This window comes from Roseateles sp. (assembly GCF_039929605.1).
Classification (GTDB): domain Bacteria; phylum Pseudomonadota; class Gammaproteobacteria; order Burkholderiales; family Burkholderiaceae_C; genus Pelomonas.
In genome coordinates this window covers 1-25,771 of sequence record NZ_JBDSQX010000002.1, presented here as the reverse complement: position 1 = coordinate 25,771, position 25,771 = coordinate 1, and the positions used below count along the sequence as shown (strand labels likewise).

At 67.5% G+C, this 25,771-nt stretch carries 27 protein-coding genes and 1 pseudogene; 15 read left to right on the top strand and 13 right to left on the bottom strand.

Annotation, left to right across the window (positions count from 1 at the left end; genetic code table 11):
- From ABIS05_RS00260 to ABIS05_RS00235, 6 genes are all read left to right on the top strand, one after another.
- Window positions 1–1,065 (top strand): branched-chain amino acid ABC transporter permease, encoded by a 1,065-nt coding sequence (locus tag ABIS05_RS00260; RefSeq protein WP_348012270.1) that lies wholly within the window; start codon window positions 1–3, stop codon window positions 1,063–1,065.
- A 26-nt stretch (window positions 1,066–1,091) separates the two neighbouring features.
- A complete protein-coding gene (locus ABIS05_RS00255; protein WP_348012269.1) occupies window positions 1,092–2,414 on the top strand; it encodes an ABC transporter substrate-binding protein in 1,323 nt (440 codons plus the stop codon).
- Between the two features lie 624 nt (window positions 2,415–3,038).
- The gene (locus ABIS05_RS00250) at window positions 3,039–3,851 is read left to right on the top strand and encodes an ABC transporter ATP-binding protein (RefSeq protein WP_348012268.1); all 813 of its coding nucleotides are present in this window, start codon (window positions 3,039–3,041) and stop codon (window positions 3,849–3,851) included.
- Window positions 3,848–4,147, top strand: a complete 300-nt coding sequence (locus ABIS05_RS00245) for a hypothetical protein (protein ID WP_348012267.1) — start codon at window positions 3,848–3,850, stop codon at window positions 4,145–4,147. The genes ABIS05_RS00250 and ABIS05_RS00245 overlap by 4 nt, the downstream gene beginning before the upstream one ends.
- Window positions 4,144–5,379, top strand: a complete 1,236-nt coding sequence (locus ABIS05_RS00240; protein WP_348012266.1) for an AMP-binding protein — start codon at window positions 4,144–4,146, stop codon at window positions 5,377–5,379. The genes ABIS05_RS00245 and ABIS05_RS00240 overlap by 4 nt, the downstream gene beginning before the upstream one ends.
- Window positions 5,380–5,397: 18 nt before the next feature.
- Window positions 5,398–6,366, top strand: a complete 969-nt coding sequence (locus ABIS05_RS00235; RefSeq protein WP_348012265.1) for a tripartite tricarboxylate transporter substrate-binding protein — start codon at window positions 5,398–5,400, stop codon at window positions 6,364–6,366.
- Window positions 6,367–6,545: 179 nt separating this feature from the next.
- Here ABIS05_RS00235 and ABIS05_RS00230 read toward each other — a convergent pair whose 3' ends face one another.
- The 13 genes from ABIS05_RS00230 to ABIS05_RS00170 all read right to left on the bottom strand — a co-directional run bounded on the left by ABIS05_RS00230 (window position 6,546) and on the right by ABIS05_RS00170 (window position 18,169).
- Window positions 6,546–7,406 carry a type II secretion system F family protein gene (locus tag ABIS05_RS00230; RefSeq protein WP_348012264.1) on the bottom strand — a complete coding sequence of 287 codons (861 nt, stop codon included), beginning with the start codon at window positions 7,404–7,406 and terminating at the stop codon, window positions 6,546–6,548.
- Window positions 7,403–8,260, bottom strand: coding sequence for a type II secretion system F family protein (locus ABIS05_RS00225; RefSeq protein ID WP_348012263.1), 858 nt, complete (start codon window positions 8,258–8,260; stop codon window positions 7,403–7,405). Before ABIS05_RS00225 ends, ABIS05_RS00230 begins: the two co-directional genes overlap by 4 nt.
- Window positions 8,261–8,333: 73 nt before the next feature.
- Window positions 8,334–10,022: an ATPase, T2SS/T4P/T4SS family gene (locus ABIS05_RS00220; RefSeq protein ID WP_348012262.1), complete on the bottom strand. Its 1,689-nt coding sequence runs from the start codon at window positions 10,020–10,022 to the stop codon at window positions 8,334–8,336.
- Entirely contained in the window at window positions 10,022–11,491 is a 1,470-nt protein-coding gene (locus ABIS05_RS00215) for a pilus assembly protein N-terminal domain-containing protein (protein ID WP_348012261.1), read from the bottom strand. The genes ABIS05_RS00220 and ABIS05_RS00215 overlap by 1 nt, the downstream gene beginning before the upstream one ends.
- Window positions 11,492–11,587: 96 nt before the next feature.
- Window positions 11,588–12,592, bottom strand: coding sequence for a Flp pilus assembly protein CpaB (gene cpaB / locus ABIS05_RS00210; protein WP_348012260.1), 1,005 nt, complete (start codon window positions 12,590–12,592; stop codon window positions 11,588–11,590).
- Window positions 12,589–12,762, bottom strand: coding sequence for a hypothetical protein (locus tag ABIS05_RS00205; protein WP_348012259.1), 174 nt, complete (start codon window positions 12,760–12,762; stop codon window positions 12,589–12,591). Before ABIS05_RS00205 ends, cpaB begins: the two co-directional genes overlap by 4 nt.
- The gene (locus ABIS05_RS00200; protein WP_348012258.1) at window positions 12,759–13,418 is read right to left on the bottom strand and encodes a hypothetical protein; all 660 of its coding nucleotides are present in this window, start codon (window positions 13,416–13,418) and stop codon (window positions 12,759–12,761) included. Before ABIS05_RS00200 ends, ABIS05_RS00205 begins: the two co-directional genes overlap by 4 nt.
- Before the next feature lie 55 nt (window positions 13,419–13,473).
- On the bottom strand, window positions 13,474–14,223 hold the full coding sequence (locus tag ABIS05_RS00195) for a hypothetical protein (RefSeq protein WP_348012257.1): 750 nt from the start codon (window positions 14,221–14,223) through the stop codon (window positions 13,474–13,476).
- 22 nt (window positions 14,224–14,245) lie between these two features.
- A complete protein-coding gene (locus ABIS05_RS00190; RefSeq protein WP_348012256.1) occupies window positions 14,246–15,199 on the bottom strand; it encodes a hypothetical protein in 954 nt (317 codons plus the stop codon).
- A complete protein-coding gene (locus tag ABIS05_RS00185) occupies window positions 15,199–16,665 on the bottom strand; it encodes a pilus assembly protein TadG-related protein (protein ID WP_348012255.1) in 1,467 nt (488 codons plus the stop codon). Before ABIS05_RS00185 ends, ABIS05_RS00190 begins: the two co-directional genes overlap by 1 nt.
- 32 nt (window positions 16,666–16,697) lie before the next feature.
- The gene (locus tag ABIS05_RS00180) at window positions 16,698–17,561 is read right to left on the bottom strand and encodes an OmpA family protein (protein ID WP_348012254.1); all 864 of its coding nucleotides are present in this window, start codon (window positions 17,559–17,561) and stop codon (window positions 16,698–16,700) included.
- Window positions 17,558–17,833 (bottom strand): pilus assembly protein, encoded by a 276-nt coding sequence (locus ABIS05_RS00175; protein WP_348012253.1) that lies wholly within the window; start codon window positions 17,831–17,833, stop codon window positions 17,558–17,560. The genes ABIS05_RS00180 and ABIS05_RS00175 overlap by 4 nt, the downstream gene beginning before the upstream one ends.
- A gap of 45 nt (window positions 17,834–17,878) precedes the next feature.
- Window positions 17,879–18,169, bottom strand: coding sequence for a Flp family type IVb pilin (locus ABIS05_RS00170; RefSeq protein WP_407074872.1), 291 nt, complete (start codon window positions 18,167–18,169; stop codon window positions 17,879–17,881).
- A gap of 381 nt (window positions 18,170–18,550) precedes the next feature.
- On the opposite strand from ABIS05_RS00170, the gene ABIS05_RS00165 reads away from it, so the two are divergent.
- The 9 genes and pseudogenes from ABIS05_RS00165 to ABIS05_RS00125 form a co-directional block, all read left to right on the top strand.
- Window positions 18,551–20,032 carry a nitrilase-related carbon-nitrogen hydrolase gene (locus ABIS05_RS00165; RefSeq protein WP_348012251.1) on the top strand — a complete coding sequence of 494 codons (1,482 nt, stop codon included), beginning with the start codon at window positions 18,551–18,553 and terminating at the stop codon, window positions 20,030–20,032.
- Entirely contained in the window at window positions 20,029–20,730 is a 702-nt protein-coding gene (locus ABIS05_RS00160) for a TadE family protein (protein WP_348012250.1), read from the top strand. Before ABIS05_RS00165 ends, ABIS05_RS00160 begins: the two co-directional genes overlap by 4 nt.
- A 22-nt stretch (window positions 20,731–20,752) precedes the next feature.
- Window positions 20,753–21,124 carry a hypothetical protein gene (locus ABIS05_RS00155; RefSeq protein WP_348012249.1) on the top strand — a complete coding sequence of 124 codons (372 nt, stop codon included), beginning with the start codon at window positions 20,753–20,755 and terminating at the stop codon, window positions 21,122–21,124.
- A gap of 14 nt (window positions 21,125–21,138) precedes the next feature.
- Window positions 21,139–21,471, top strand: a complete 333-nt coding sequence (locus ABIS05_RS00150) for a hypothetical protein (RefSeq protein ID WP_348012248.1) — start codon at window positions 21,139–21,141, stop codon at window positions 21,469–21,471.
- Window positions 21,472–21,510: 39 nt separating this feature from the next.
- Window positions 21,511–21,825 (top strand): DUF192 domain-containing protein, encoded by a 315-nt coding sequence (locus ABIS05_RS00145; protein ID WP_348012247.1) that lies wholly within the window; start codon window positions 21,511–21,513, stop codon window positions 21,823–21,825.
- A gap of 17 nt (window positions 21,826–21,842) precedes the next feature.
- Complete coding sequence (locus tag ABIS05_RS00140) at window positions 21,843–22,697, top strand: hypothetical protein (RefSeq protein WP_348012246.1); 855 nt, start codon at window positions 21,843–21,845, stop codon at window positions 22,695–22,697.
- A gap of 138 nt (window positions 22,698–22,835) precedes the next feature.
- Window positions 22,836–24,755: an RHS repeat-associated core domain-containing protein gene (locus ABIS05_RS00135; RefSeq protein ID WP_348012245.1), complete on the top strand. Its 1,920-nt coding sequence runs from the start codon at window positions 22,836–22,838 to the stop codon at window positions 24,753–24,755.
- 4 nt (window positions 24,756–24,759) lie between these two features.
- Window positions 24,760–25,506, top strand: a complete 747-nt coding sequence (locus tag ABIS05_RS00130) for a hypothetical protein (protein WP_348012244.1) — start codon at window positions 24,760–24,762, stop codon at window positions 25,504–25,506.
- A 32-nt stretch (window positions 25,507–25,538) separates the two neighbouring features.
- A pseudogene (locus tag ABIS05_RS00125) lies at window positions 25,539–25,771 on the top strand (hypothetical protein); the annotation flags it as partial.

Below are 25,771 nucleotides of genomic sequence, written 5' to 3'. Positions count from 1 at the left end.
ATGCTCTACCGCGAAAACGGCCAGTTCAAAACCTTCTACCCGGCGGACAGCCAGATCCTGCCGATCCGCCAGGACCGCATCGCCTTTGCCCTGCTGTTGGCTGTTGCCTTCGTCGTCGTGCCGATGGTCTCCAGCGAGTACCTGCTGCGCGCCATCTTCATCCCCTTCCTGATCCTCTCGCTTGCGGCGTTAGGCCTCAACGTCCTCGTCGGCTACTGCGGCCAGATCTCGTTGGGCTCGGGCGCGTTCATGGCCGTGGGCGCCTACGTCGCCTACAACTGCCAGGCGCGATTCGAGGGCATGCCGCTGATCGTGTCGCTGCTGGCCGGTGGCCTCGGCGCCACAGTCGTTGGCGTCGCCTTCGGCCTGCCGTCGCTGCGCATCAAGGGGCTCTACCTCGCCGTCGCCACGCTGGCGGCGCAGTTCTTTGTCGACTGGGCCTGCCTGCGCCTGCCGTGGGTCACCAACGGCTCGTCGTCGGGCTCGGTCAGCGTCGCGGGCTTGAGCATCGTTGGCCTCAGCGTCGAGTCGCCCGCGGCGCGCTATCTGCTCTGCCTGGCCTTCGTCGTCGTGTTCGCGCTGGCTACCAAAAACATCGTGCGCGGCCACATCGGCCGGTCGTGGATGGCCATGCGCGACATGGACGTGGCGGCCGCCGTCATTGGCATCCGCCCCATGCAGGCCAAGCTCAGTGCGTTTGCCGTGTCGAGCTTCATCATCGGCGTGGCGGGGGCGCTGTGGGGCTTCGTGCACCTGGGCTCGTGGGAGCCGGCGGCCTTCGGCATCAACCGCTCGTTCGACCTGCTGTTCATGGTCATCATCGGCGGGCTTGGCTCGATCTCGGGCGCCTTCTTCGGCGCGGCCTTCATCGTCGTGCTGCCGCTGCTACTGGACAAGATCCCCTACTGGACCGGGTTGCCGATGGACACCGCCACGGCCGCACACCTGGCGCTGATGATCTTCGGCGCGCTGATCGTCTTCTTCCTCATCAAGGAACCGCACGGCCTTGCGCGGCTCTGGGCAACGGCAAAAGAAAAGCTCAGGCTCTGGCCTTTCCCTCATTGATACCCACAACGACAGGAGACAACGCCATGAAGACCTTCATCGCCTGCGCGGCCCTCGCCGCTCTGCAACTTGCCACGCCCTCCGCCGAGGCGCAAGCCAAGGAGCAGTTCTTCCCGCTGCTGGTCTATCGCACCGGCGCCTACTCACCCAACGGCACGCCCTGGGCGAATGGCAAGCAGGACTACATCAAGCTCATCAACGCGCGTGATGGTGGCGTCAACGGCGTCAAGCTGACCTTCGAGGAATGCGAGACCGGCTACGCCACCGACAAGGGCGTGGAGTGCTACGAGCGGCTCAAGGGCAAGGGGCAGTTCGGCGCCACGCTCTTCGACCCGCAGTCCACCGGTATCACGTTCGCACTGACCGACAAGGCGCCGGGCGACAAGATCCCGCTGATCACGTTGGGCTACGGCCTGTCGGCATCGGCAGACGGCGGCGTGTTCGCGTGGAACTTCCCGCTGATGGGCAGCTACTGGACGGCGGCCGACATCCTCATCCAGCACCTCGGCAAGAAGGAAGGCGGGCTGGACAAGCTCAAGGGCAAGAAGATCGCGCTGATCTATCACGACAGCCCCTTCGGCAAGGAGCCCATCCCGCTGCTGGAAGAGCGCGCCAAGATGCACGGCTTCGAGCTGGTGAAGATCCCTGTCACCGCGCCCGGCGTGGAGCAGAAGAGCGCTTGGCTGCAGGTGCGCCAGGCCCGGCCCGATTACACGCTGCTGTGGGGCTGGGGCGTGATGAACTCCACCGCGCTGAAGGAGGCCCAGGCGACGGGCTATCCGCGCGACAAGATGTATGGCGTCTGGTGGTCGGGTGCCGAGCCCGACGTGAAGGACGTGGGCGAGGGCGCCAAGGGCTACAACGCGCTGAACCTCAACACCTCGGGCCAGTCGCCCAAGGTCATCCAGGACATCCTGAAGCTCGTGCACGGCAAGGGCCAGGGCACGGGGCCGAAGGACGAGGTCGGCTCGGTGCTCTACACGCGCGGCCTGGTCATCCAGGCGCTCGGCGTGGAGGCGGTGCGGCGAGCGCAGGAGCGTTTCGGCAAGGGCAAGGTCATGAGCGGCGAGCAGGTGCGCTGGGGGCTGGAGAACCTGGCGTTGGACGACAAGAAGCTGGCTTCGCTGGGGCTGACTGGCGTGATCCGGCCGATCAGCACGAGCTGCTATGACCACCAGGGCTCGACCTGGGCGCGGGTGCACACCTGGGACGGCGCCAAGTGGAACTTCAGCAGCGACTGGTACGAGGCGGACGGCCAGATCATCAAGCCGATGGTCAAGGCAGCCGCCGACAAGTACGCGGCGGAAAAGAAGTTGACGCGACGGACGCCGGCGGATTGCCAGAGCTAATGGGGGTTGTGAGGTGACAGTTGAATCTGGTGGTTTTACTGGGACTGGCGCTCCTCGGTGCATTGCCGGGAGTCCGCCCCGGCAGGCGGGTAACTTTCTTCTGCGGGGCCAGAAGAAAGTCACCAAAGAAGAGGCCCTGAATCCGCACTCCAGCGGCTTGGCGGGCTTGGCACTGGATCGCGCCCAGACGCGACCCGCTTCGCTCTCGCTGCTGTCCTTGTCACCAGCACCATTCATCGAACCAGCGGCCCGCCTAACGCGCGGCTGCACGCCGTGCTCACGAGCAATACCGAAGACAGCGTCGCTCGGGCGACGCGGCATTTGCATTCCTGGTGAGCCCGGCGTGCAGCCGGCGTTAACGGGCGCGAAGGTGCGATGGACGGCGCTCTTCACAGGGACAGCAGCGAGAGCGCAGCGGGTCGCGTCGTCCCGCAACGCAAGCGCGTGTTTTCGCGCGCCGCTGATGGCGGCGTCGCGGTCGTGTGCGGTTCAGGGCCTCTTCTTTGGTGACTTTCTTCTGGCCCCGCAGAAGAAAGTTACCCCGCCGCCGGGCGGGACTCCCGGCAATGCACCGAGCAGGCACCGCTCCTCCGCAGAAGCATCCACGACGCGAGGCGCGCAGCCATGACCACCCCCACCCCCTTCCTGAACGTCAACGGCATCGAAGTCATCTACAACCACGTCATCCTCGTCCTCAAGGGCGTCTCCCTCCAGGTCCCGCAAGGCAAGATCGTCGCCCTGCTCGGCGGCAACGGCGCTGGCAAGACGACCACGCTGCGCGCCGTCTCCAACCTTTTAGAAGGCGAGCGCGGCGAAGTCACCAAAGGCAGCATCGAACTCCGCGGCGAACGCATCGAGAAGCTGTCAACTGCAGCGATGGTCAACAGGGGCGTCGTGCAGGTCATGGAAGGCCGGCACTGCTTCGCCCACCTCACCATCGAAGAGAACCTGATGACCGGCGCCTACACGCGCAAGGACGGCCGTGGGGCAATCGCGGCGACGCTGGACAAGGTCTACACCTACTTCCCGCGCCTGAAAACGCGCCGCAGTAGCCAGGCGGCCTACACCTCCGGCGGCGAGCAGCAGATGTGCGCCATCGGCCGGGCGCTGATGGCCAACCCGAAGATGGTGTTGCTGGACGAGCCGTCGATGGGCCTGGCGCCGCAGATCGTCGAGGAGGTGTTCGAGATCGTGCGCGACCTGAACCAGCGCGAGGGCACGACGTTCCTGCTCGCCGAGCAGAACACCAACATGGCGTTGTGCTATGCCCACTACGGCTACATCCTGGAGAACGGGCGTGTCGTCATGGACGGCGCCGCCGCTGACCTGCGCGAGAACGAGGACGTCAAGGAGTTCTACCTCGGCGTCGGTGGGGAAGGGCGGCGCAGCTTCAAGGATGTGAAGTCCTACAAACGTCGCAAGAGGTGGCTCGCATGAGTGATGAAAACTGGGACATCGCGCCCCCGCCGTTCAACGCGGAATCGACGCTGCTGGCGCTGAAGCGCTTCATCCGCGACCAGCACGCGTTGACTGAACGCAACGACGGCTGGACCTTGGGCGGCAACGTCGTGCTCAAGCTGAGCGTGGACGGCGCAACGGTCAAGGCCCAGCTCGCCAAACGCCCGGCGAGCATGCCCGAGTGGGACAGCTTCACGCTGAAGTCGGCGCCCGATTCGCGCAAGCTGCAGGACGAGATCAAGCGCCGGCTGCTGCGCTGGAAGGGCGAGGAGTGAGCACGTCGTTCTACGACGCACTGGAGGCCCGCGACCCGGCCGAGCGCGAGGCGGCGTTGATGGTTGCGTTGCCAGCGCAGATCGCCCACGCCCAGGCCAGCAGCCCGGCCTACACCGAGTTGCTCGCAGGCGTTGATGCGGCCGCCATCACCTCGCGCGCGGCACTGGCCACGCTGCCGCTGACGCGCAAGAGCAACCTCGCCGCCGCCCAGGCCGCGCGGCGCGCCCTGCGCCTGGGCGGCTTTGCAGCCGGCATGCCCAGGCGCATCTTCCAGTCGCCCGGCCCGCTGTACGAGCCCGAGCCCGATGTCGACGGCGCCGACCCCTGGCGGGTTGCGCGCGCGCTGCACGCGGCCGGTATCCGCGCTGGCCAGCTGGCGCACGTGAGCTTCAGCTACCACCTCACACCGGCTGGCGCCATGATGGAAGCCGGCCTGCGCGCTTTGGGCGCAGCCAGCTTCCCGGGCGGCATCGGCAACACCGAGCTGCAATTGCAGGCCGTCCTCGACCTGCAGCCCGAGGCCTACGCCGGCACCCCCAGCTTCCTGCGCATCCTGCTTGAGAAGGCCGCCGACGCCGGCCAACCGCTGCCCTGGCTGCAGCGCGCGCTGGTCAGCGGCGAGGCCTGTCCGCCGGCGCTGGTGGCGTGGTTCGCGGAGCGCGGCGTGGCGGCCTTCCAGTGTTACGCCACGGCCGACCTGGGCCTCATCGCCTACGAGACCGCAGCGCGCGACGGGCTGGTTGTCGATGAAGGCGTCATCGTCGAGATCGTGCGCCCCGGTTCGGGCGAGCCGCTGCCCGAAGGCGAGGTCGGCGAGGTCGTCGTGACGACGCTGAGCCCCGGCTACCCACTGATCCGCTTCGCCACCGGCGACCTGTCGGCCGTGTTGCCCGGCAACTGCCCGACCGGCCGCAGCAACCAGCGCCTGCGCGGCTGGCTGGGCCGGGCCGACCAGTCCGCCAAGGTGCGCGGCATGTTCGTGCACGCCGGCCAGGTGGCCGACATCGTCAAGCGCCACCCGGAGGTGCGGCGCGCCCGCCTCGTGGTGAGTGGCGAGCTGGCCCAGGACCATGTCGTGCTGCAAGTTGAAATGTGCGAACCCACGCCCACCGGACTCGTGGAAAGCCTGATGCAGACCGCGCGAGACGTGACCAAACTGCGTATCCTGATAGACCTGCTACCACCCGGCAGCCTGCCCAACGACGGCAAACTCATCGAGGACCGTCGCTAACCGTTGGAGACTTTCCAGATGCGCCGTACCCTGTTGCTCGCCGCCGGCCTGATGGCCGCTTTGCCCGCCCTTGCCGAATACCCCGACAAGCCCGTCACCCTCATCGTGCCCTTCGCTGCGGGCGGCCCGTCCGACAAGGTCGGCCGTGACCTCGCCGAGGCGCTGCGCAAGCCGCTGGGCACCACCGTCATCATCGAGAACGTCGGCGGCGCCGGTGGCACGCTCGGCGCCAACAAGGTCGCCAAGGCCACGCCCGATGGGTACACGCTGCTGCTGCATCACATCGGTATCGCCAGCGCGCCGGCGCTGTACCGCACGCTGCCCTACAAGACGCTGGAAGACTTCGAATACCTGGGCCTCGTCAACGAGGTGCCGATGACACTGATCGGCCGCCCCACGCTGCCAGCCACCAACTACGCCGAACTCACCAAGTGGCTGGAGGCCAACAAGGGCACGATCAACCTCGCCAATGCGGGCGTGGGCTCGGCGTCGCACTTATGCGGGTTGTTGTTCCAGCAGGCCGTCAAGATCGACATGACGACGGTGCCCTACAAGGGCACGTCCCAGGCCATGAACGACCTGCTCGGCGGCCAGGTCGACATCATGTGCGACCAGACCACCAACACCACCGGCCAGATCGAATCCGGCAAGGTCAAGGCCTTTGCCGTCATGTCGGCCAAGCGACTGCCCAGCGGCCCGCTGGCCAAGCTGCCAACGGCCGACGAGTCGGGCCTCAAGGGCTTCAACCTGGCGGTGTGGCACGGCCTGTACGCGCCCAAGGGCACGCCGAAAGCGGTGCTCGACAAGATCAACACCGCGTTGCGCGCGGCGCTGAAGGACGCCGACTTCCACAAGCGCGAGGAGGCCCTGGGCGCCGTCATCGTCAACGACGCTCGCCTGGCACCGGCCGAGCATAAGAAGTTCGTCGAGGCCGAGATCAACAAGATCGGGCCGGTCATCAAGGCGGCCGGCATCTACGCAGACTGAGGACCGAGCGGAGTCCATTGCGGACTCCGCAACGCCCGAGAAGGGCCCGCCACGTTCGCGTGGCGGGCCCTTCGTACGTCAGCCGGCGTTGACTTCGTCGATCACCAACCGGTGGTTGTCGTCGAGCACCCAGGCGTGCTCGTCGTCCACCTCGAAGAGGTGCCCGTCCCGGTCCAGGTTCACAGGCCCGACGACATGAACTTCATGACGATGGGGAAGCCCAGCACGATGAAGGTGCAGGGGAATATGAACATGATCAGCGGCCCGAGCATCTTGACCGGCGCCTCCATGGCCAGCTTTTCGGCGCGCAGGAAGCGCTCGGTGCGGCGCTGGTCGCTCTGCGCGCGCAGCACCGGGCCCAGGCTGGACCCCATCAGCTCGCCCTGCACGAGCGCGCTCACCAAGCTGGACATCGGCGAGTAGTCCAACCGGTCGGCCATCGCCCGCAGCGCCTCCACGCGCGGCTTGCCACCGCGGATGTCGCGCAGCACACGGTTCACCTCCACCAGCAGCGGCCCGGGCGGACAACGGTCCACAGCCTTCTGCAGCGCGCCGGTCAGGTTCAGGCCGGCCTCGACGGACAGCGTGACGATGTCCAGGAAAAAGGGCAGTGACTTCAGGATCAGCAAATTGCGCTTGAGCGTGTGGTCGCGCAGCCAGATGTCGGGGTAGACGAAGCCCAGCAATGCGCCCAGCAGCACGCCGACGCCCTTGGCCGAGCTGCTGGCCAGCACCAGGCCCACGACGGCGAAAGCGACGGCGCTGACGAGCTTGCCGCCCATGAACTGCTCCGGCGTCAGCGAGTACTCCTGCCCCGCGCGCTTCAGTCGCGCCAGCAGCGCGGCGTGCTTGCCTGCGCTCATCAGGTTGCCGAAGCTATTGCCCAGGATGTTGACGACAGGCCACAGCACCTCGAACCCGCGCGGCGGCCGGTCGCGATAGACGGTCTCGGCGCTGCCGAGCTGCACATAGAGCTGCCAGGCCGCGTAGATCAGCAGGCTGACACAGCCCGCCGCGCACAGCACGAAGAGGAAGCTCATACGTCGATGCTCACGATCTTGCGGATGAACACGCCGCCCAGCAGCAGCAGCACGGCGATGGCGGCCATCGTGCCCCAGCCGTAGTAGGTGGTGAACATCGGCAGCATGGCGACAGGGTCCATCGCATACAGCACGCCGGCCAGGAAGATGGGCAGCAGGCCGACGATGATGCCCTGCAGCTTGCCCTGCGAGGTCAGCGCCTTGATCTTGCCCTCCATGACGGCCTTGGAGCGCAGCGTGCTGGCCAGCCGCTCGAGGATCTCGGAGAGGTTGCCGCCGACCTCCTTGGCGATCGTCAGCGCCGAGACGAAAAGGTTGATGTCCTCCGTCTTCAGCCGTTCGGCCAGGCCGCGCAGCGACTCCTCCAGCGGCAAGCCCAGGCGCTGCTCGCGCAGCAGCACTGAGAACTCCTGCGACAGCGGTGCCGGGCTTTCCTTGACCACCAGCTCCAGCGCCGTCTGCAGCCCCGCGCCGGCACGCATCGCGCCGCCCATCATCGTCAGGCCATCGGGCAGCTGCACGATGAGGCGATCCATGCGCCGGCGGCGCAGCACGCCCCAGGTCACCCGCGGCATCACCGCGCCCGCCACGGCCGCCACCAGCGCGATGAAGCCCGACTGCGTCAGCACCCACGTCACCAGCGGCATCGCGACAAAGGCTGCCAGGTTGAGCCTGAACAGCGCCGCCGGGTCGATGAAGACGAACATGTCGGCCAGCGACACGCGCGCCATCTCCGTGAAGCGCTGCCGCCAAGCGACGAAGGCGCCGCGCATCCACACCAGCAGCACCAGCACCGTGCCCAGCACGAGCAGCACCAGCAGCAGCTGATCCAGCGAGCTTGCGGCGGCGTTCATTGATGCACCCTTCGCGCTGCGCGCTGTTCCGCCGAGCGGGAATGAGCTTGCTTGGGGCGGCCCGGCGCGGCGCTCATACGCGCGTTCCCGACGCCAGCACGTCGTCAAAGATGTCCATCTTCAGTGGCACGCCGACGGCGGCGAGCTCCTCGTAGAACTCGGGCACGGCGCCGCGGCCGACGAAGTTGCCGACCGTCTTGTTGTTAGCGTCGCGGCCGGTCTGCACAAAAGCGAACACCTCCTGCAGCTGGATCTTGCCGCTCTCGACGCCAGTGATCTCGGTGATGGACGTGACCTTGCGCGTGCCGCAGGCAAAGCGGGTCTGCTGCACGACGATGTCGACCGCCGAGGCGATCTGCTCGCGGATGGCCGTGACCGGCAGGTCCATGCCGGCCATGAGCACCATCACCTCCAGCCGGGCCAGCATGTCGCGCGGGCTGTTGGCGTGGGCGGTGGTGAGTGAGCCGTCGTGGCCGGTGTTCATGGCCTGCAGCATGTCCAGCGCCTCGCCACCGCGGCATTCACCCACGACGATGCGGTCCGGCCGCATGCGCAGCGAGTTCTTCACCAGTTCGCGGATCGGCACGGCGCCCTTGCCCTCGACGTTGGCGGGCCGCGCTTCCAGCGACACGACGTTGCTGTGGTGCAGCTGCAGCTCGGCCGCGTCCTCGATGGTGACGATGCGCTCCTCGTGCGGGATGAAGTTGCTGAGGATGTTCAGCAGCGTCGTCTTGCCCGAGCCGGTGCCGCCGGAGATCAGCATGTTCTTCTGGTGCACGACGCAGATGCGCAGAAATTCGATCATGGCCGGGCTGGCCGAGGCGAACTTCAGCAGGTCGCCGGAATCGAGCTTGCGCTTGCTGAACTTTCGGATCGTGATGGACGGGCCCTTCAGCGCCAGCGGCGGGATGACGGCATTGACGCGCGAGCCGTCTTTGAGGCGTGCGTCCACCATCGGCGAGCTCTCGTCGATGCGCCGGCCGATGGGCGCGACGATGCGCTCGATGATGCCCTGCACCGCGCGGTCGCTGGTGAAGTTGACGGGCCAGCGCTGCAGTTGGCCGGCGCGCTCGACGAACACCTCGTCGCAGCGGTTGACCATGATTTCGGTAATGCTGGGGTCGGCCAGCAGCGGCTCCAGCGGGCCCAGCCCAATGGCCTCGTCGCGCACCTGCTCCAGCAGCACGCGGCGGTCCAGGTGGTCGGGCAGCTCGTCGCCGAGCTTGGTCATCAGCTCGCCGATCAACCGTTCCGTCAGCTCGCGCAGCTCGTCGTCGGCCATGCGGTGGGTGTCGGTGCGGCGGACATCGAAGGCCTCGAGCAGGCGCTCATGCAGCAGGCGGCGGTAGCGGTAGGTCGCGTCGGCGGGCGCGGCTGCGGGCTCGGCGGCCTTGGGCGATGCCGGCGCCGGCGCGGCAGGCGCTGGTGCGGCCGCAGCAGGCGCGGCGTGGGCCGCGTTCTCCCCCTCACCCGCGCCGGCCCAACTGACGGCCAGGCCGTGGATGCCGATACGCACGCGGTCGTTGGCCTCGACGACCGTCGCGCCGCTGACCTTCTCATCGTTGACGAAGGTGCCGAAGGTCGAGTCCAGGTCGCGGATGTAGACGCGGTCGCTGGCGACGAACAGCTCCGCGTGGCGGCGGCTGACCTTCCAGCCGGGGATGACGATGTCGCAGCCGGCGTCCTTGCCGATCATGCAGCGCGGGCCGGCCAGCGCCAGTTCGCGGCCGTTGCCCTGGGCTTCCAAGCGAACGTGCAGCATCAGCGAAGCTCCGGGTTGGCCGCCTCGGCGGGCGGCGGCGGCGCGGTGGGCAGGCCGTGGCGCCACTGCGGCGTCTTCAGCTCGCGCTCGACGCGCTGCGACTGTTGCTGCGCCTGGGCCGCGGCCGTGCCGACGTCGGGCTCCACCGCGCCCGGCTGCAGCACGCGCGGTGTGGCGATGACGAACAGCTCGGTCTTCTCGGTCGTCATCTCCTTGGCGCCGAACAGCGCGCCGATCAATGGCAGGCGGCTGAGGCCCGGTACCGTGCTGTCGCTGCGTTCCGCGCGCGTGCGCAACAGCCCGGCGATGACCAGCGGCTCGCCGGCCTTCAGGCGCACCTGGGTCTGGCTGCGGTTGGTGGTGAAGGCGATGAAGCCGCCGTTGCTGTTGCGCGTGTCGGGCTGGCTGACCTCGACCATCAGCGTGCTGTCGACGTTCTCGTCGGGGTCTGCCACCGGCTTGAACTCCAGCCGCACGCCGTATTCCTTGTACTCGACGCCGACGGCGCCATTGCCCTGTGCCACCGGGATGGGGATCTCGCCGCCCGCCAGGAAGGTGGCCGAGCCGCCGCTGCGGCAGCTCAGGCGCGGCTCCGCCAGCGTCCACGCGTCGCCGCGCTCCTCCAGGAACTGCAGCGCCGATGTGATCGTCGTCGCCAGGCCCAGGTAGCTGCGGATTGGATTGGCGGTGTTGACGGCCGGGTAGCCGTTTGTGCTGGGCGGGCGCCACGGCGTATTGCCGTAGATGAGGGAGTTGCTGGCGAAGGCCGGGCCGTTGGCGTTGCTTGCCCACTTGATGCCGAGCTGCTCGATGGCCGAGCGCTTGACCTCGATGACGCGCAGGTCGAACTGGATCATGCGCTCCAGCTGCAGCGGGTCGGCGTCCTGCGGCTGGTCGGGCACCAGGCTGAGGATCTGCGGGAAGCTGGCGGCCAACCGCTGCAGCTTGAGGGCGCTCTCGCGATCCTGGTGGCGGCCCTCCAGCACGATGCGGTCGCCGATCTGGCGCGCCTTCAGGCCGGGAAACTCGTTGATCATGGCCTGCAGTTCGGCGGCGACCTGGCCTGGCCGCGCCGGCACCACGTCAACGGGATGCCTGAACTGGCGGCCGTTGCGCAGCCAGACGTGCATCGTCGTGTTGCCCGTGGCCTCGCCGATCAGCACGATCTCGCGGTCGTCCACCACGGTGGCGCGCAGCAGCGAGCCGTTGCCCAGCGCGATGCGGGCGACGCCGGGATAGCGCATGGTCGTCACGTCGCCGATGGCGATGGTCTGCGGCATGCCGGGCTCGACGCGCACCGCCGGGGCCGCAGCGCGCGGCGCGGCCACGGCGGCGCCCGACGCGGGGGCGACCTCCTGCACGGTGCCACCGCGTGGTGCGGGCGCGCCCTGCTGCACGGGCGGTGCGGGCGGCTGGGCCTGCTGCGCCTGCGCAGCCAGCGCCGCTGCGAGCGCAAGGACACCGAACAACGGTCGACAGAGATCACTGGGACGCACAAAACACTCCAGGGTGGGGATCGCCGGGGGAAACCGGGGGAAGCAAGGGGAAGCGGGAGGCAACGGGATTCAAGGCTGGGCCGCGCTCTTGTTGGGCAGCGCGCCGGGCGACAGTGGCCGGGCCGGTTGGACGGGCTGCGGGGCCGGCCTCACCGCAGGCTGCGGCGCCTGCTGCGGCGCGAGCGCCTGCGCGCCGGCGGCACCTGGCTGCAGCACCTGGCCCAGCGCCTCCAGCACCTGCTTCTGCACAGCCGCCGGGCCGCCGCCGCCGCCACCGCCGCCGACGATGTACTCCACTTGCAGCGGCTCGCCCGCGCCGGTGCCGCGCTGCGCGCCGCCGAACAGCGCCGCTGCCGTCATCGCCCGCGTCGGGTTGGGGTCCTGGTCGTCCGGGTGGCGCAGCAGCGCCGTCAGCCGGCCGGCCTGCTTGGCGACGATGAGGCGCTGCGCGTCCTTGGGCGACAGGTCCAGCGTCACGGTGCTGAAGCTGCGTTCCTGGCCGGTCTGCTCGTCGCGGCGCTTGAGATTTTGGTCGGTGGCCAGCACCACCATGTTGGACAGCAGCGTGCGCGTCACTTCCTCCTGCGTGCCGCCGCTGCTGCGCTGGCTCAGCATCAGATCGATGCGGTCGCCGGGGCGCAGCATGCCCGACACGCTGTTGACGGTGTCCACCTCGAAGGTCATCGCGCGGCGGCCGTTCTTCAGCGTCGCCGAGAACACGGTGGCGCCCTGGCCCTCGGCATGCGCGGGCAGCAGCATGTCGCCGCGCTTCATGCCAATAGCCAGACGCTGGTGCTCCAACTGGCCGAACACGTCGGGCGTCAGCGCGTCGGCGTTGACGAATTCGCGTGGCACTTGGCGCACGGCGAAGTTCTCGCCGGTCAGCGGGTCGCCCGGCAGCAGGTCGCGCTTGGCGACGACGACGGGGATGGGCTGGTTGGCGCGCTTGGCCTCCTCGTCCAGGGCCTGCATGTGGCGCTGGACCATGCGGTTGCCGAGAAAGGCGGCGCCACCGCCCAGCAGCAGAGCCACCAGGAGGAGCAGCCAGTTCTGGTTGATGCGGGGAAGGTTCACGGCAGGGACAGGAAGTAGGTCAGGTTTTGGAAGAAGAGACGCACGGCATCGGCCAGGTGTTGGGCGCCGGTGCGGCCGCCAAACTCGACGACGAACAGGGCCATCACGAGGCCGGCTGCCACGACGAGGTATTCGATGGCGGCCTGGCCGCGCTGTCGCGGGGCTTTCATGGCTGGGTCTCCAACAGGTTGAGGGTCAGCGCCAGTGGCTCGTTGCTGCTGGCTTGGGTGAGCACGATGTCGACGCTGCTCAAGTCCTTCTCGAAGCTCGCCAGCCATTGGCGCTGCCCGGGCGTGGCGCGGTCGAAGATTGGCCGCCAGCCGGCACGGCTCCAGTGCTGGCGCAGGCGCTGCTGGATGATCTCGAAGCTCGCCTCGCCGCCGAGCTGCACAAGCTGGCTGCGCCTGGGGCCGTCGCGGGTGTCCGACACCTGGGTCACCTGCAGCGGCGCCAGCTGGGGCAGGCTGCGCGGGATGTAGTCGCGCTGCACGTCGCGGTAGTTCATCTGGCTCAGCAGCGCGCGGCTGCCGCCGCGGCCGCTGCGCTGGACCTGCACGACCAACTGCACCGGCTCGCGCTGCAACGTGAGCTTGCGCCACGCACCCTGCTCCGCCTCCAGCGGGGCAACGCTGGCACCGAAGCGGCGCCAGTCGCGCTTGAAGAAGGCCAGCAGTTCGTCGACCGGTAGCTCTGAATTCAACTCCTGCACCTGCATGGGCAGGCCATTGACGCGCGCGTCGCGCATCACCCAGCTGGCGTCGGTACGCGGGGGCAGGCTCAGCGACAGCCAGTCGTCGGCCCACGCCGCGCTGGAACCTGCGAGCAAGCACATCCCCAAGGCGGTCCCCGCCGCCCTTGTCGCATGGCCCACGTCACACTCCTCAATGCAGGCAGGTGCCGTTGTTGGGCGCACCGTCGAGCCGGGTCGTCTTGGAATCTCCGGCCGCGACTACGTCGGGCTTGATGCAGCCGAAGTCGGGGGAGTCCTTCTCGAACAGGCCGATGACCAGGCCGACCACGCTCGTCACTGCTGACGGAATGACGCTGCCCAGGTTGACGTTGTTGACCGTGTTCACGGTGTCCTGCGAACCCGCACTTCCCAGCCCATTGCCCAGCGCGGCCGTGGTCGCACCCATCTTGATGTTGCCGGGCTTGGCGCTGGCCAGATCCATCCGGTTGAACAGGTTCAGCTCAATCATGGCCGCGCGGCCCGGCGGCAGTGGCTTGCCCACCAACGTAGCCACCTTGTCGACTGCCCCATTGGCAGCGCCGACGCCAGCATCAGCCCATTGCAGCGTCACCTGCGATGGGTCCTTGAGCAGCGCCTTGCCGGCAAGATCGCGCCACAGCGCGGGCTGGTTCTTGTCGTCCTTGAACTTGGCGGCGCTGTCGTCACTGCGCAACCGGCCGCCCTTGTCCAGCGCGTCGTAGGTCAGGAAGAAGCGGGCGCGCATCTGATCTGCGATGGTGTTGTCGTTGAGTTGCTTGGCGTCTGGCTGCGCTACACGCTGGAACGCGGCATAGCGGCTGGCCTGCTGAGCGCGTTGCTGCAGATCGCCGTAGCGACCCAGGTAGCTCACGGCCAGGTACATGGGCACCAGCACCGCTAGCGCAATGATGAATTCGGTCATTGCCTGACCGCGTTGAACAGGCCTACTTGTTCGCATGGTTGTCTCCTTGCGCCGGCACGACCAGGGGCTGTCTGACGTAGGCCTCCACCGCCTCATGGCTGAATCGCGACGGCGCGATGGCCTGGCCGTCCTCGACGACCTCGGCCTCCATTCGCATGGCATCGCTTTCCGGCATGCCGAACTTCAAGTGGTCGTTGACTTTCTCGCCCGGGCCGAAAACGCGCACCGAACGCAGCGTCAGCCCGTCCTTGCCCTGTGGCAGCGTGCCGTCGAAGTAGCGTGGATGAACACAGGCATGAACGCCTCGCTCTCGCGGCTCCACCGGCCCAGTGCCAGGCGTGCCGTCCATGCCCACCCAATAGCAGCGATGGCCGCCACGCGTGACGCCCTGAGCAAGGTCGCTCGTGTCGCGCTTCTTCGATGCGTCCGTCCGACATTGCTTGGCGCCCTCCGGTCCGCCCTCCAGTTGCTCCCCACTGAAGTTCGGGGCCTTTGCATCGCTGGTCGTTCCCTGCTCGCCTGGGGTTCCCGCTCGGGCCGAGCCGGCGTAGCTTGCCCCGCAAAGCGTCTCGGTTTTTGCGGACAACTGCTTGAAAAGCATCAGGCGACAGCCTTTCGTTTGATCGGGCCAGACGAGCGCCAAGGTCGAAAAATTCGCCGCCTGCTCACCCGCGTAGATCTCTTCTTGCTCAACGGTCACCCAGCTCGCAATTTCTGCTGCGCTTGGCAGCGGCGGGCGGGGCGCGCCCTCCTGCCCGTTGGCCCGCAACATGGCCATGCACATGTCGAGACGGCCCTCCAGGTGCTCGCGCATCCAGGCCGGGTCGGGGTGCACGCGGCGGACAATGCGCAGCGTCTCTCCCGGCCGCACCACCGCAGCCTTGGAGGGGGCCGGAGCCGCCGCAGTGGCATCCGACGCTCCGTTGCAGGCCACGAGCGGCCACAGCAGCACCAGGCTAAATATGCCCAGCCTCATTACTGGCCTCCAGGCGTGACGAGAACGTAATCCGGCGTGAGCCCCATCGCGCCGAGCAGCACGGTTTTCTCACCAGTTGTCAGGTCACGCAGTCGCGCTTGCCAATAGGGGCTGTAGAGCGAGCCATACTCCTTGGCACTGTCGGGCCGCCAAAGGCCAGAAGCAGTGAAATCGTTAGTAAGCCCTCGGCGTGGACGTTCAAAAAATACTCTCGCCTTCGAAAACGCCGTGTTCTGAGCCGCCCGCTGCTTCAACGGCATATCCGGCGAGCCTGCGACAGACGTCGCCAGTGGGCTGCCCATCGGGACAGAAGTCGTCGTGAAGTCGTTGGCACCGTCGCGGGAAACTGCAACGATGAAATCTATCCCGAGATTCTCGCGCTTATCGATGGATTTCTCCTTGATGTCGTAGAGCGCCGGCACGCCGGACCAGCCGTCATGTTTGCCGCCACCGCTATAGGCAGACTTCTGCGCAATTCGATTAGGGGACCAGACACTGCCAAGTTTCCCTTTTTCATCAGCGTTGCTTCGCCCCCAGCCGATTGGAATATATGTTTTGCAATTACCTTTGCAAAAAACGCCCAGCGGGGGTGCCGTCCACTGCTCAAGAGTATCTTGTGATTCCCAGCGATCTAGACCTTTATCAACGCCCGTAAGCCGTGAGCCTCCGCTTTTTTCCATGCCGACGCCAAGCAGGTCGAGCGAAACGTTCAACCAGCTCTGGCCGGGGCGATAACGGGTAAAGTTGTCGATGGAATTTTCGAGAATGTATTGCGCGTCGCCCCGGTTCTTGCCGTCGTACAGCTTGGTGAATGCAATCCAGTCAAGATTGTTCTGTGCCAGAGTCAGCGTATGAACGGCGCCCGTATTAGCCAACGCCACGCCAGAATCCCAACGGCCGTTGAAATTTGTGCGGTTAGCGGCGACGATATTTTTTGCCGCATCGCCGGCAATGACGCCACCCAACTTGTTGATTGCCGCTTCAGCGCCTTTGAGGCCACCCTTTGCAACCTCCAGAGCAGGGATCAGGACGTCGATGACCTTTTTAAGTGCGTCATGCCCCTTGTCCGAAATATTCTGCGCCTGTCCCATGACTCTTGAGACTGTCTGCGCGAAGGCGGTCAGCGGTGGAATCAGGCTGAGTACGTCCAGTACGGTCTTGATATTCCCTGCCGTGCGGCCGACGTATTGCGTCCAGCTTTCCAAAGACAACATCTGGGCCAGCAGGACTTCGTTCGCGATGATGCCGCGATTACCGTAGGCCATCAGATTCAGCAGCCGCGCCTCGGCCTGTGCGCCGGCAAGCGCGGCTGCATCCGCCGTATTGACGGCGCGCTGCTTGCCCACGATTACCTGCCCAGTATTGAATACGGCATACATCACCGCCGCACTGGCAGCCAAGGTTCCCAGCAACCAAATTGCGGCCTGACCCCGAATGCTGGAGCGAACGGATGCGTTGATTTTCATGGCTGGGCGGGCGCGTCTGGTTTCAGTTGGGGTCAGGGCAGCTTGACGAGTTCCACGCGCCGGTTCTTGGCGCGGCCATCTTCCTTGCGGTTGTCGGCGATCGGGATGTCCGGGCCCTGGCCTTTGGCCGACAGACGTTTGGCGTCCACACCCTGCGCCTTGACGGCAGCGAGCACGGCCTCGGCGCGCGCCTGGGACAGCTTGCGGTTGGCGGCGGCGTCGCCGACGTTGTCGGTATGGCCCTCGATGGACAGCCGCAGCGCAGGTTGCTGCTTCAGCAGCGCGGAGATTTCCTTCACTGCGGCCTGGCCGTCGTCTTTCAACTCGGACTTGTTGGTATCGAAGTTGATGTACAGCGTGGCCCAGCCGTCCGCTGCGATTTCCTTGGCCAGCTCGCCGGCCTTGACGGACTGCACCATGGCCTGTGGCTCGATGATCGTCAACGTGTAGCCACCGTCGTAGGGGATGCGTAGCAGAACGGTGACTGGCGAACCACCGGGTTTGGGAACCTGAAATACGTGTATGTACCGACGAATGCTGCGGTTCGTAGACGGAATATGCAATTGCTTGGCACCGAGCTTTCCAAGCGCTGTTTGGAAATTTCTATAGATTTCCAGTTCTGAACTTTTGGACGGCTCTTGGGCATAGTCCATTTTCGTTACGCGCCCCTCAAACGAGGTCGGGCCGCGATAGGGATTATCAGATTCTTCGCTGACGTCCCGTGCTTCGAAACTAACAGCATCAAAGTCTTTTACATCTTTGCTGCGCAATTCAAAACCCGCCATCCGGCTCAATAACGGGTGATCCTGATAATTCGTTGCAGCGATTGCTGGTAACACCTGAAGGCCGGCAACCAATAAGCCGATGGTTAAAACAAATATTCTGGGCAAATTCATTTCGTCGCAGCGGCCTCGCTGAAGTTTTCAAGGCCGATTTTGGCTTCGGCTTCTTTGGCTGCCATACCGCCGGCAGTCTTGCCAGACTTATTGGCGGATTGCGCGTCAACGGCATCTCCGCCCAGTGATGCTGCCATGGCGGCTGTTTGGTGGCGTGCCGTGCGCCCATACAGGTTGTAGACCCCAATCGCGGCAATCGCGATCAGGGCCACGATGATGATGTATTCCGTCATCCCTTGCCCGGCTTGTTTTCTGATAACACGCGAATGCATTGCAGACTCCTTTGAACCGGCGCGAGGGGCGCGGTAACCAGACCTTTACTTCGTGGGCTTGACAGCGGCGGCGTCGCTGAAGTTTTCCAAGCCTTTGACTTTGACCGCCTCGTCGGCAGCAGCCTTACCATTTTTTGTCGCTGCCTTGTTGGCGTCTCCAGCCGCACCGCTGTCGCCGCCCAGTGCCGCCGCCATGCTGGCCGTCTGGTTGCGTACGGTCGACCCGAACAGGTTGTACACACCGATGGCGGCCACGGCAATCAGCGCCACGATGATGATGTACTCGGTCATGCCCTGGCCACGGTTTTTATTGCGGCGGGACGTCAGCACTGTCATACGCATGAAATATCTCCTGAACACTGCGGGTAAATGAAGGCAAGGAGCCGGAGTTATTCCAAACACCCCCTGCTGGACGCAACGATATCCGCGCATCTTTCTGTGAACATCCCCCTAACTCCCAACGTCATCGTGTCAGAAAGTAACATTGCCGCTATTCATGGGATGCCCCCTAAATCTCCAATTGACCGGTCTGAGGGCACGCCTCGAGACTCGCGCGCCGGCTGTGGGTCAGTCGATCGGAGCAGGGAATAAGTGGGCGGTTCGGAGTACACAGTCGACAGCCATGCACGCCGCGAGCGGCACAGGGAGCGCTGGCGCATCGGTGCCGATGGGCGGCGACATGATGGCCTGGCGGCTGGCTTGGTCGCCGGCGCGCTCATGGCGGTCGCGTACCTCGCCGGCCCATCGCTGGCGACCGCTTTGCTGCTTTTGCTGGGTGCCTCTGTGGCGGCATGGAACTTCCAGCGCCTGGCGGGCCGGCGCCGCTGGGCATCGTTTGCGCTGACGCTGATCGTCTGGCAGGCCGGCGGCATGGGCTGGATCACGGCCGTGCTGGCCCCCGAACTGGCCGGTCCGGATCGCCTGGCCGCAACGGCGCTGCTTTTCCTGCTGCTCTGGACTCTGTCGCTCGGTAGCTTGCTGGTACTTACCTGGGGTGCACACCGCCTGTTGGCAGGCCGCAGCACGCAAGCCCTGGCGCTGCCGCTGGCCTGGTGGGTCTGGATGGCGGCGCGTGACTTCTGCTGGTGGGGCGGTGGCTACGGCAGCCTGAGCCTGCCGCTGCTCACGCTGCCCGGCCTGAGTACCTGGTTGCCGCTGTTGGGCCCAGCCTTGTTCGAGGCACTGCTGTGGGCGCTGCTGCTGGCATTCACGCTGCCCCATGCGGCCGCGCCACGACGGCTAGCCGGTGCGGCGGCGCTCGCGCTGGCCCTCGTCTGCCCTTCGCCCTGGTCTTGGACCGCCCCGGCCGGCGAAGGCCTGAGCATCGCCATCGTCTCAACGCCCCCCTTGCCCGCCGGGCCGTTCGACTGGACGCTGCAGGCGCGGGACGAAGCGCTCGCCGCCATCCATCGCGCGATCCGCCGGGCTCCTGCCGGCAGCGTGGTCATCACGCCCGAGGTCTTCCTGCCGGAGCCCCCGCCGCCCACCGCTGAAGGCGTCTGGGGCGACCTGCTCGCCGCTCTTGAAGCGCGCCAGCAGCGCCTGCTGCTCGGTACGGCGCTGCCGCATCCCGACGCCGCGTCCACTCAGGCGCTGATGAACGTTGCGCTGCTGCTGACGCCGCAGCCGGGCGGGGAGATGGCCGCCGGCATCTACGCCAAACAGCGGCTGGCCCCGGTGGGTGAGCAACTGCCCTGGCCCGGGCTGCTGACCCCGCTGTCGGACCGCTGGCTCAACCACACGCGCCGCGTCGCGCGCCGCGCCGGGCCCCCTGAGCTGGGCGAGCCCTTGGTGACGGAGGGCGCGACGCTGGGCGTGCTGCTGTGTCATGAGGTGGCCTTTGCCGACCAGCGGGCGTCCACAGCCGAGAGCCTGCTTCACCTGGCCAGCGACCACTGGTCCAGCGACCCACGCTCGGCGCGTCAGGCGCTGGGCCTGGCGAGACTGCGGGCGATGGAGTCCGGCAAATGGCTGCTGAGCATCACCGAGGGCCGGGCAGCGCAGTTGGTCGATCCGCAGGGCCACACGAGCCACGCTCGCGAAGTGGAACTGCTGCCGACCCGCCAGGGCTTGACGCCCTTCGTGCGCTGGCGCGGTCTGCAACCGGTAGCGCCGGTCGCGTTGCTGGCCGCGCTGCTGCTGGGTGGACGCCGCCAGCCCACCGCCCATGTCCCCTTTCTAGTAGGTGCCAAGCCATGAAGCCCAACGCACGGCGCCAGCGCGGCGCCACTTTGATGGAGTTCGTCATCGTCTTCCCGCTGGCCGCGCTGCTGGTGCTCGGGCTGATCCAGGCGGGCTTTGTCTACATGGCCAAGCTGACGCTGAACCACGCCACCTTCATGGCCGCCCGCGTCGGCGCGACGCACAACGCCGATGTCGCAACGATGCGCGCGGCGCTCAACCGCGGCCTCATCCCTTTCCACCAGAACAACTTCGAGACCAATGACAGCAAGCGCCTTGCGCTCGCGCTGGTCTCCGTCAAGGCCAATGACTTGATCCCGTACAGGCGCGCCGAGCTGACGCGCCTGAACCCGTCGCCGCAAAGCTTTGCGGACTTCGGCGTCAAGGACCCCAAGGTCAAGGCCACCTACATCCCCAACGACAACCTCGAGTGGCGCACCACCGCTGTCGGCGCGCAGTCGCAGCAGAACCTGCGCGACGCCAACCTGCTCAAGATCCGTGTCGTCTACGGCTACGAGCTCAAGGTGCCGCTGATGGCAGGGATCATCAAGCGCGTCATGTGCTCGGGCTCCAGCGCCGTCGAGGCGTGGGGTGACGTGTCCGTGCTGCAGTCCGCCTACAAGCTGGCCCACCCGCATTGCCTCTATTTCCTGAACGACCGTATGCCCATCGAGAGCACCGCCATCGTCGAGATGCAGTCGCCCGCCTATCAGTAATCACCATCTTTTCCACGCAACCATGTCCATGACCCGAGCCCACGCCATGCTGTCCCTCGCCGCTCTGCTTGCCCTGTCCGCCTGCGGCGGCGGCGGCAACGAGTCGGGCCCGCCGGAGCAGCTCTACCTGTCCGTCGACGCCGTCACGATGGGCACCCCCGGCATCTGCGAAGTCGGCACCGGTCCCTTGATCCACGTCTACGGCGGCACGCCACCCTACAAGCTGGCCAACTCGGTGCCGGACGCCATGCGCCTGGACAAGGCAGTCGTGCAGAACAGCGGCGACAGCTTTCGCATCACGTTCATCAACGGCATCTGCATGAAGGACATGCCCATCACCGTGGAAGACCAGATGGGCCTGCTGGCCCGCGTGTCGGTCACGAACGGCCAATGAGGCCAGCCCTTGCGTTGCTGCTGCTCGCCGTCTTTCTCGGTGGCGCGGCGCAAGCCGATTGCCGGCGCAACGGCGTGGAATGGATCGTCGGCGGCCCGTCGCCGTTCGACTGTGAAGCCCCTGCGCCCGTCGCCGTAGCTGCGGCTGCCCGGCCCCGGGTCAGCGCGGCCGACCAGCGGGCGCGGGATCAGGAACGGGGGGAGATCCTCGCGCAGGAGCTTGCGCAGGAAGAGCGCCTGTTGTTGCGCAACGCCGATGCGGCCAATGCCTTGCGCATCCGCGACAACATCGCCGCGTTGCGGCGCGAGATGGCGCGGCTGGAACCCACGTCGCGCCGCCAAAGGTGAACCACATTGCCCTCACCATTCCATCCACCCGGAGCAGGCATGACCACCCCCACGCTGCACGTCATGCACGCCGACAGCTTCCGCGCCCGGCTGCTGGGCCTGCTGGCGCTGCCGAGGCTGAAGCCCGGCGAGGCGCTGGCGATCAAGCCCTGCGCCAGCGTGCACACCTGCTTCATGCGCTATGCCATCGACGTGCTCTACCTCGACCGCGACGGCCTCGTGCTGAAGGTCGTGCCGGCCCTCGCGCCCTGGCGCTTCAGCGCCTGCCTGGGTGCGCGCACGACGCTGGAGCTCGCCGCCGGCGAGGCCGAGCGGCTGCGCCTGCGGCCCGGCTCGCGCATCGATCCGAATTGAAACCCAGCCTGTCGACCATGCCCTTCTTCGTCCCCCCGTTCTCTCATCGACTCCTGCTGCTGCCGCTGGCGCTGGCCCTCGCCCATTGCGGCGGTGGCGGCGGTTCGCCAGAAACACCACCCGTCACCACCCCCAACGTCGTCACCGACCCCTACGCCGGCACCGCCTACCTGAAGGTGCAGAAGACCACGCACGCCATCGGCGGCGGCCCCGGGATGGGCCGTGCCGTCGTGCAGGGGCTGGTGGACCTGTGCAACGAGCACCGCCTTGGCCACTACGGCCTGCCGCCCATGCAGCCCGACGAGTCGCTGATGGCCGGCATCGACGTGCAGTTCATCGAACGCTTCTACGACAACGGCAAGGCCGCCGAGAAGACCACCGGCTACGGCCTGAGCCTGTACGACCTGCAACGCTGGCTGGACGAACTCAAGGCCGGTGGCGGCCCCGTCCCCAAGACGCCGCCCGACTGCTCGGCCGTCACCAAGGTGGAGCTCAACAGCGGCACGCTGTGGCTGGACAACGTCAAGTACGACCTGCGCTTCGACACCAAGCAGGCCCTCGGCACGCGCGGCGCCGCCAGCTTCACGCCCACGGCCATCGACAGCGACGACAAGGTGGCGGCCTGGCCCAAGAAGACGGTGCTCGGCGAGAGCTGCTCGGTCGCCAGCGGCCCGGCCATCGCGGCCAACCTCGTCAGCTGCGTGTGGGACCGCTTCCCCGCGAAGAACTGGCTCAACCTGCCCTGGGCCCTCGAGTCGACCGGCGGCGCCGCGCAGGAAGTGCGCGTCATCGCCGTGGCCCTGGAAAGCAACAAGCCCCTGCCCGCCGGAGCGGTCGACATCCCGGCGGGCTTCACAGCCAAGGTGAACTGATCATGGCCCCTTCGAGGCGGCGCGCGCCGGCTCGGTCAACAACGCCAGCATCGCCAGCATCACGGCCGCCTTTCAGAAGGGCATGCTGAGCTACTACGGCGGCGGCACGACGGCCGCAGCCGCGATGGCCGCGCGACCGTGGAGGTCAGCGTCTACGAGGAGCACCGCCTCATCGCGCAGGCCGACGCTGCCGGCCACGCGCAGCGGGCCTATGTCTACCTCGGCCTGCGCCCGGTGGCGCAGCTTGACCTGGCGCCGCAGGGCGGCTGGGCGGGCCTGCTGGCGACATGGCGCGGCGCGCCGGTGCTGCAGCTGCACACCGACCCGGCCGGCCGTGTGGTGTCGGCGTCCCGCGACGGGCAGGCGCTGGCCGCCGCGTCACAACCGCTGCGCGACGTGGGCCAGCGGCACGACGACGACACCGGGCTGGCCTATCACGGCGCGCGCTTCCTGAACCCGCGCACCGGGCGCTTCCTCAGCCCCGACCCGCAGGGCATCGCCGACGCCGTCCGCGGCGTCACCCGCGCCCATCTGCTGGACACCTACGCCTATGCCGGCGGCCGGCCCGACCTCTACATCGACCCGGACGGCGCCGCGCGCATCCGCTACTTCGCCATCACGACCGGCGCCAACGGCCGCGCGCTGGGCGACAACCAGGGGTTCACGAAGGGGCGCTGGGCTTTCATCATCGACCAGGTCGGCGCCGGCGGCGACGCCTCGACCGCGCTGGGCCGCAAGCGCAACGAGTACGCTGCCAACGGCACCGGCCTGCTGTTCGACAAGGACGGCGACTTCCTGACCGCCAGCAAGTCCAGCGAGACCTGGACGGGCGGCAGCGCCGGTGTGCCGGACCTGTTCACCGACCACTACGGCAACCACCGCATCAGCGTGCCGGCCTTCACGATCACCAACTTCGACGACGACCGCGCGGCCAGCGTGATCGCCAGCCTGATCCCCGCCGACCGCGCCACGGTCTTCCCCGGCGCCTGCCCGGCCTACTCGCTGCTGCTGCCGCCCATCCACTTCGCCGCCGAGCAGACCGACATCGACGTGACGCGCACCGACCCCGCGCGTAAGCAGCGCATCCTGGCCTGCGGCGCCGGTAGCGCCGCCTCGCTGGAGCAGCGGCGCATCTCCACCTACGAGGCCGCCGCCGAGCTGAACGAAACCGGCCGCCCCAAGCGCATCAACAAGGACTGCTCGGCCGACGGCTGTCCGGGCGTCTACTACTCCTGCAACGCGACGCGCTGCGTCGGCACGAACGGGGCGCCGGCCGGTGGCGGCACGTCCTATGTGGCCTCCTACGGGCGCTCGCAGTTCATCGGTGCGACGCTGGTGTCGGAACTCGTCAATGCCTACGCCACCTTCACGGCCGCCGAGCGCACCCAGCTCGGCATGGGGCCGACGTCGCTGGCCGACCTGAACGCCGCCGACACGCGCGGGCGCAACCTGCTGCGCTGGTTCAACACGCAGATCGCCGCGGCCCCCACCTACGCCGCGGCGGGCACCGCCTGGGACAACCTGCCCGCGCCGCGCCGCGCCCTCTTCACGGCCGAGACCGGCCTGGGCGAGCGGGGCTACGAGGACATCGTGCGCCTGAAGACCTCGCCGCCCACCAACTCCAACGGCACCAGCCTGCTGGGCGACGCGCGCCAGGCCATGGTCACTGCGGCCATCCTGAGCGACGCCACCATGAACACGCTGCTGATGGGCATCTTCCAGGACTTCGACCGCTTCACGGTCATGGGTCGCAAGCTGATGCAGAACAACCTCACCCGTGTGCTGGCCCGGTACCCGACCGCCGACGACGAGGAGGTCGCCGCGCGCGTGGCCCGCCTGCACAACGGCGGCAACTGGCAGGCACCACTGGCCACGCTGAAGGGCGCCGGCGACAGCTTCAACTACGTCAAGCGCTTCCTCGGCGACATCCACGGCGAAGGCGAGTGGCGGTCGCTGCGCTGTGTCGAGGACTTCGGCACCGGCGTCACCACCGTCGCGCCCGGCACCGCCGGCAGCGGCGTCGGCGGCCTTGAAATGAAGACCCTCACGATTCCCTGACCGCATGACCATGCCCATCGCCCGCCACTCCGCCCTCCTTCTCGCCGCAGCCCTGCTCGGCGGCAACGCCGTGGCCGCAGCAGCGGAGCCGGCCTGCAGGCCCCAGGCCACGCGCCTGCCGCCGCTGTACGCCAAGGCCGCCACCAAGCCACCGCTGCCGGCCGACGAGCGCCTGCACCTGCGCCAGCTGGCGGCCAAGGGCGCTGAAGGCGTGGAGGTGTCGCTGCAGGAGATCGACCTGTCCGGCAGCGGCGCTTGCGACCTCGTCGCCACCGTGCGCGACCCGCTCAGCAGCGGCGGTGACAGCGACGTGCTGACGACGATCTATCTGGCCAAGCCGCCGTCGGGCTGGCAGCGGGTCGGCGCGGTCAGCGCCCGCCGTGACGACCGCCCGGCCTCGCTGGAACTCGTCGGCCATGGCGAGGACGCGCAGTTCGCGTTCTCCGAGTTCCGCCGCGTCACGCTGCCCGGCGATGCCACGGTCTACCTCGTCGCCTGGCATGGCGAACGCATCGCCAACGGCTTCGACGGCTACCGCGTCTTCCTGCTGGACCGCCGCGAGGCTCGGCTGCGGCCGCTGGACCGCTGGGCGGGCAAGGGCCGGGAGGTCTACCAGGCCTTCAAGGCCGGCGGCGCCGCCAGTGGTTTCGATGCGCGCGTAGAGATGGACGAGATCCGGCGCCTGTGCGCAGCCCCCGCCGCCTCCCGGCCCGCGCTCGCAGCGGCCGACTGCACGCCCTCGGGGCGGTGACTACTCCCCTTCCGCTCTGCTATCGGCTCCTCATGCAGCGACCTTCTCCCTCCCTCTTCGGCGCCGCGCTGCTGGCCTGCGCGGCCCTGCTGCCCGCGCCGGCCGCGCAGTCCGCCAGCCTGTTCCCCGGCGGCGGCAGCAAATGCGACCCGACGAAGGCGACCTGCATCGACCCGCCCGGCGGCAGCCCTTTCCCCTTGCCTGGCGGTGGCGGTGGCGGTGGCGGTGGCGGTGGCGGCGGCGGCGGCGGCGGCACCTGCACGGC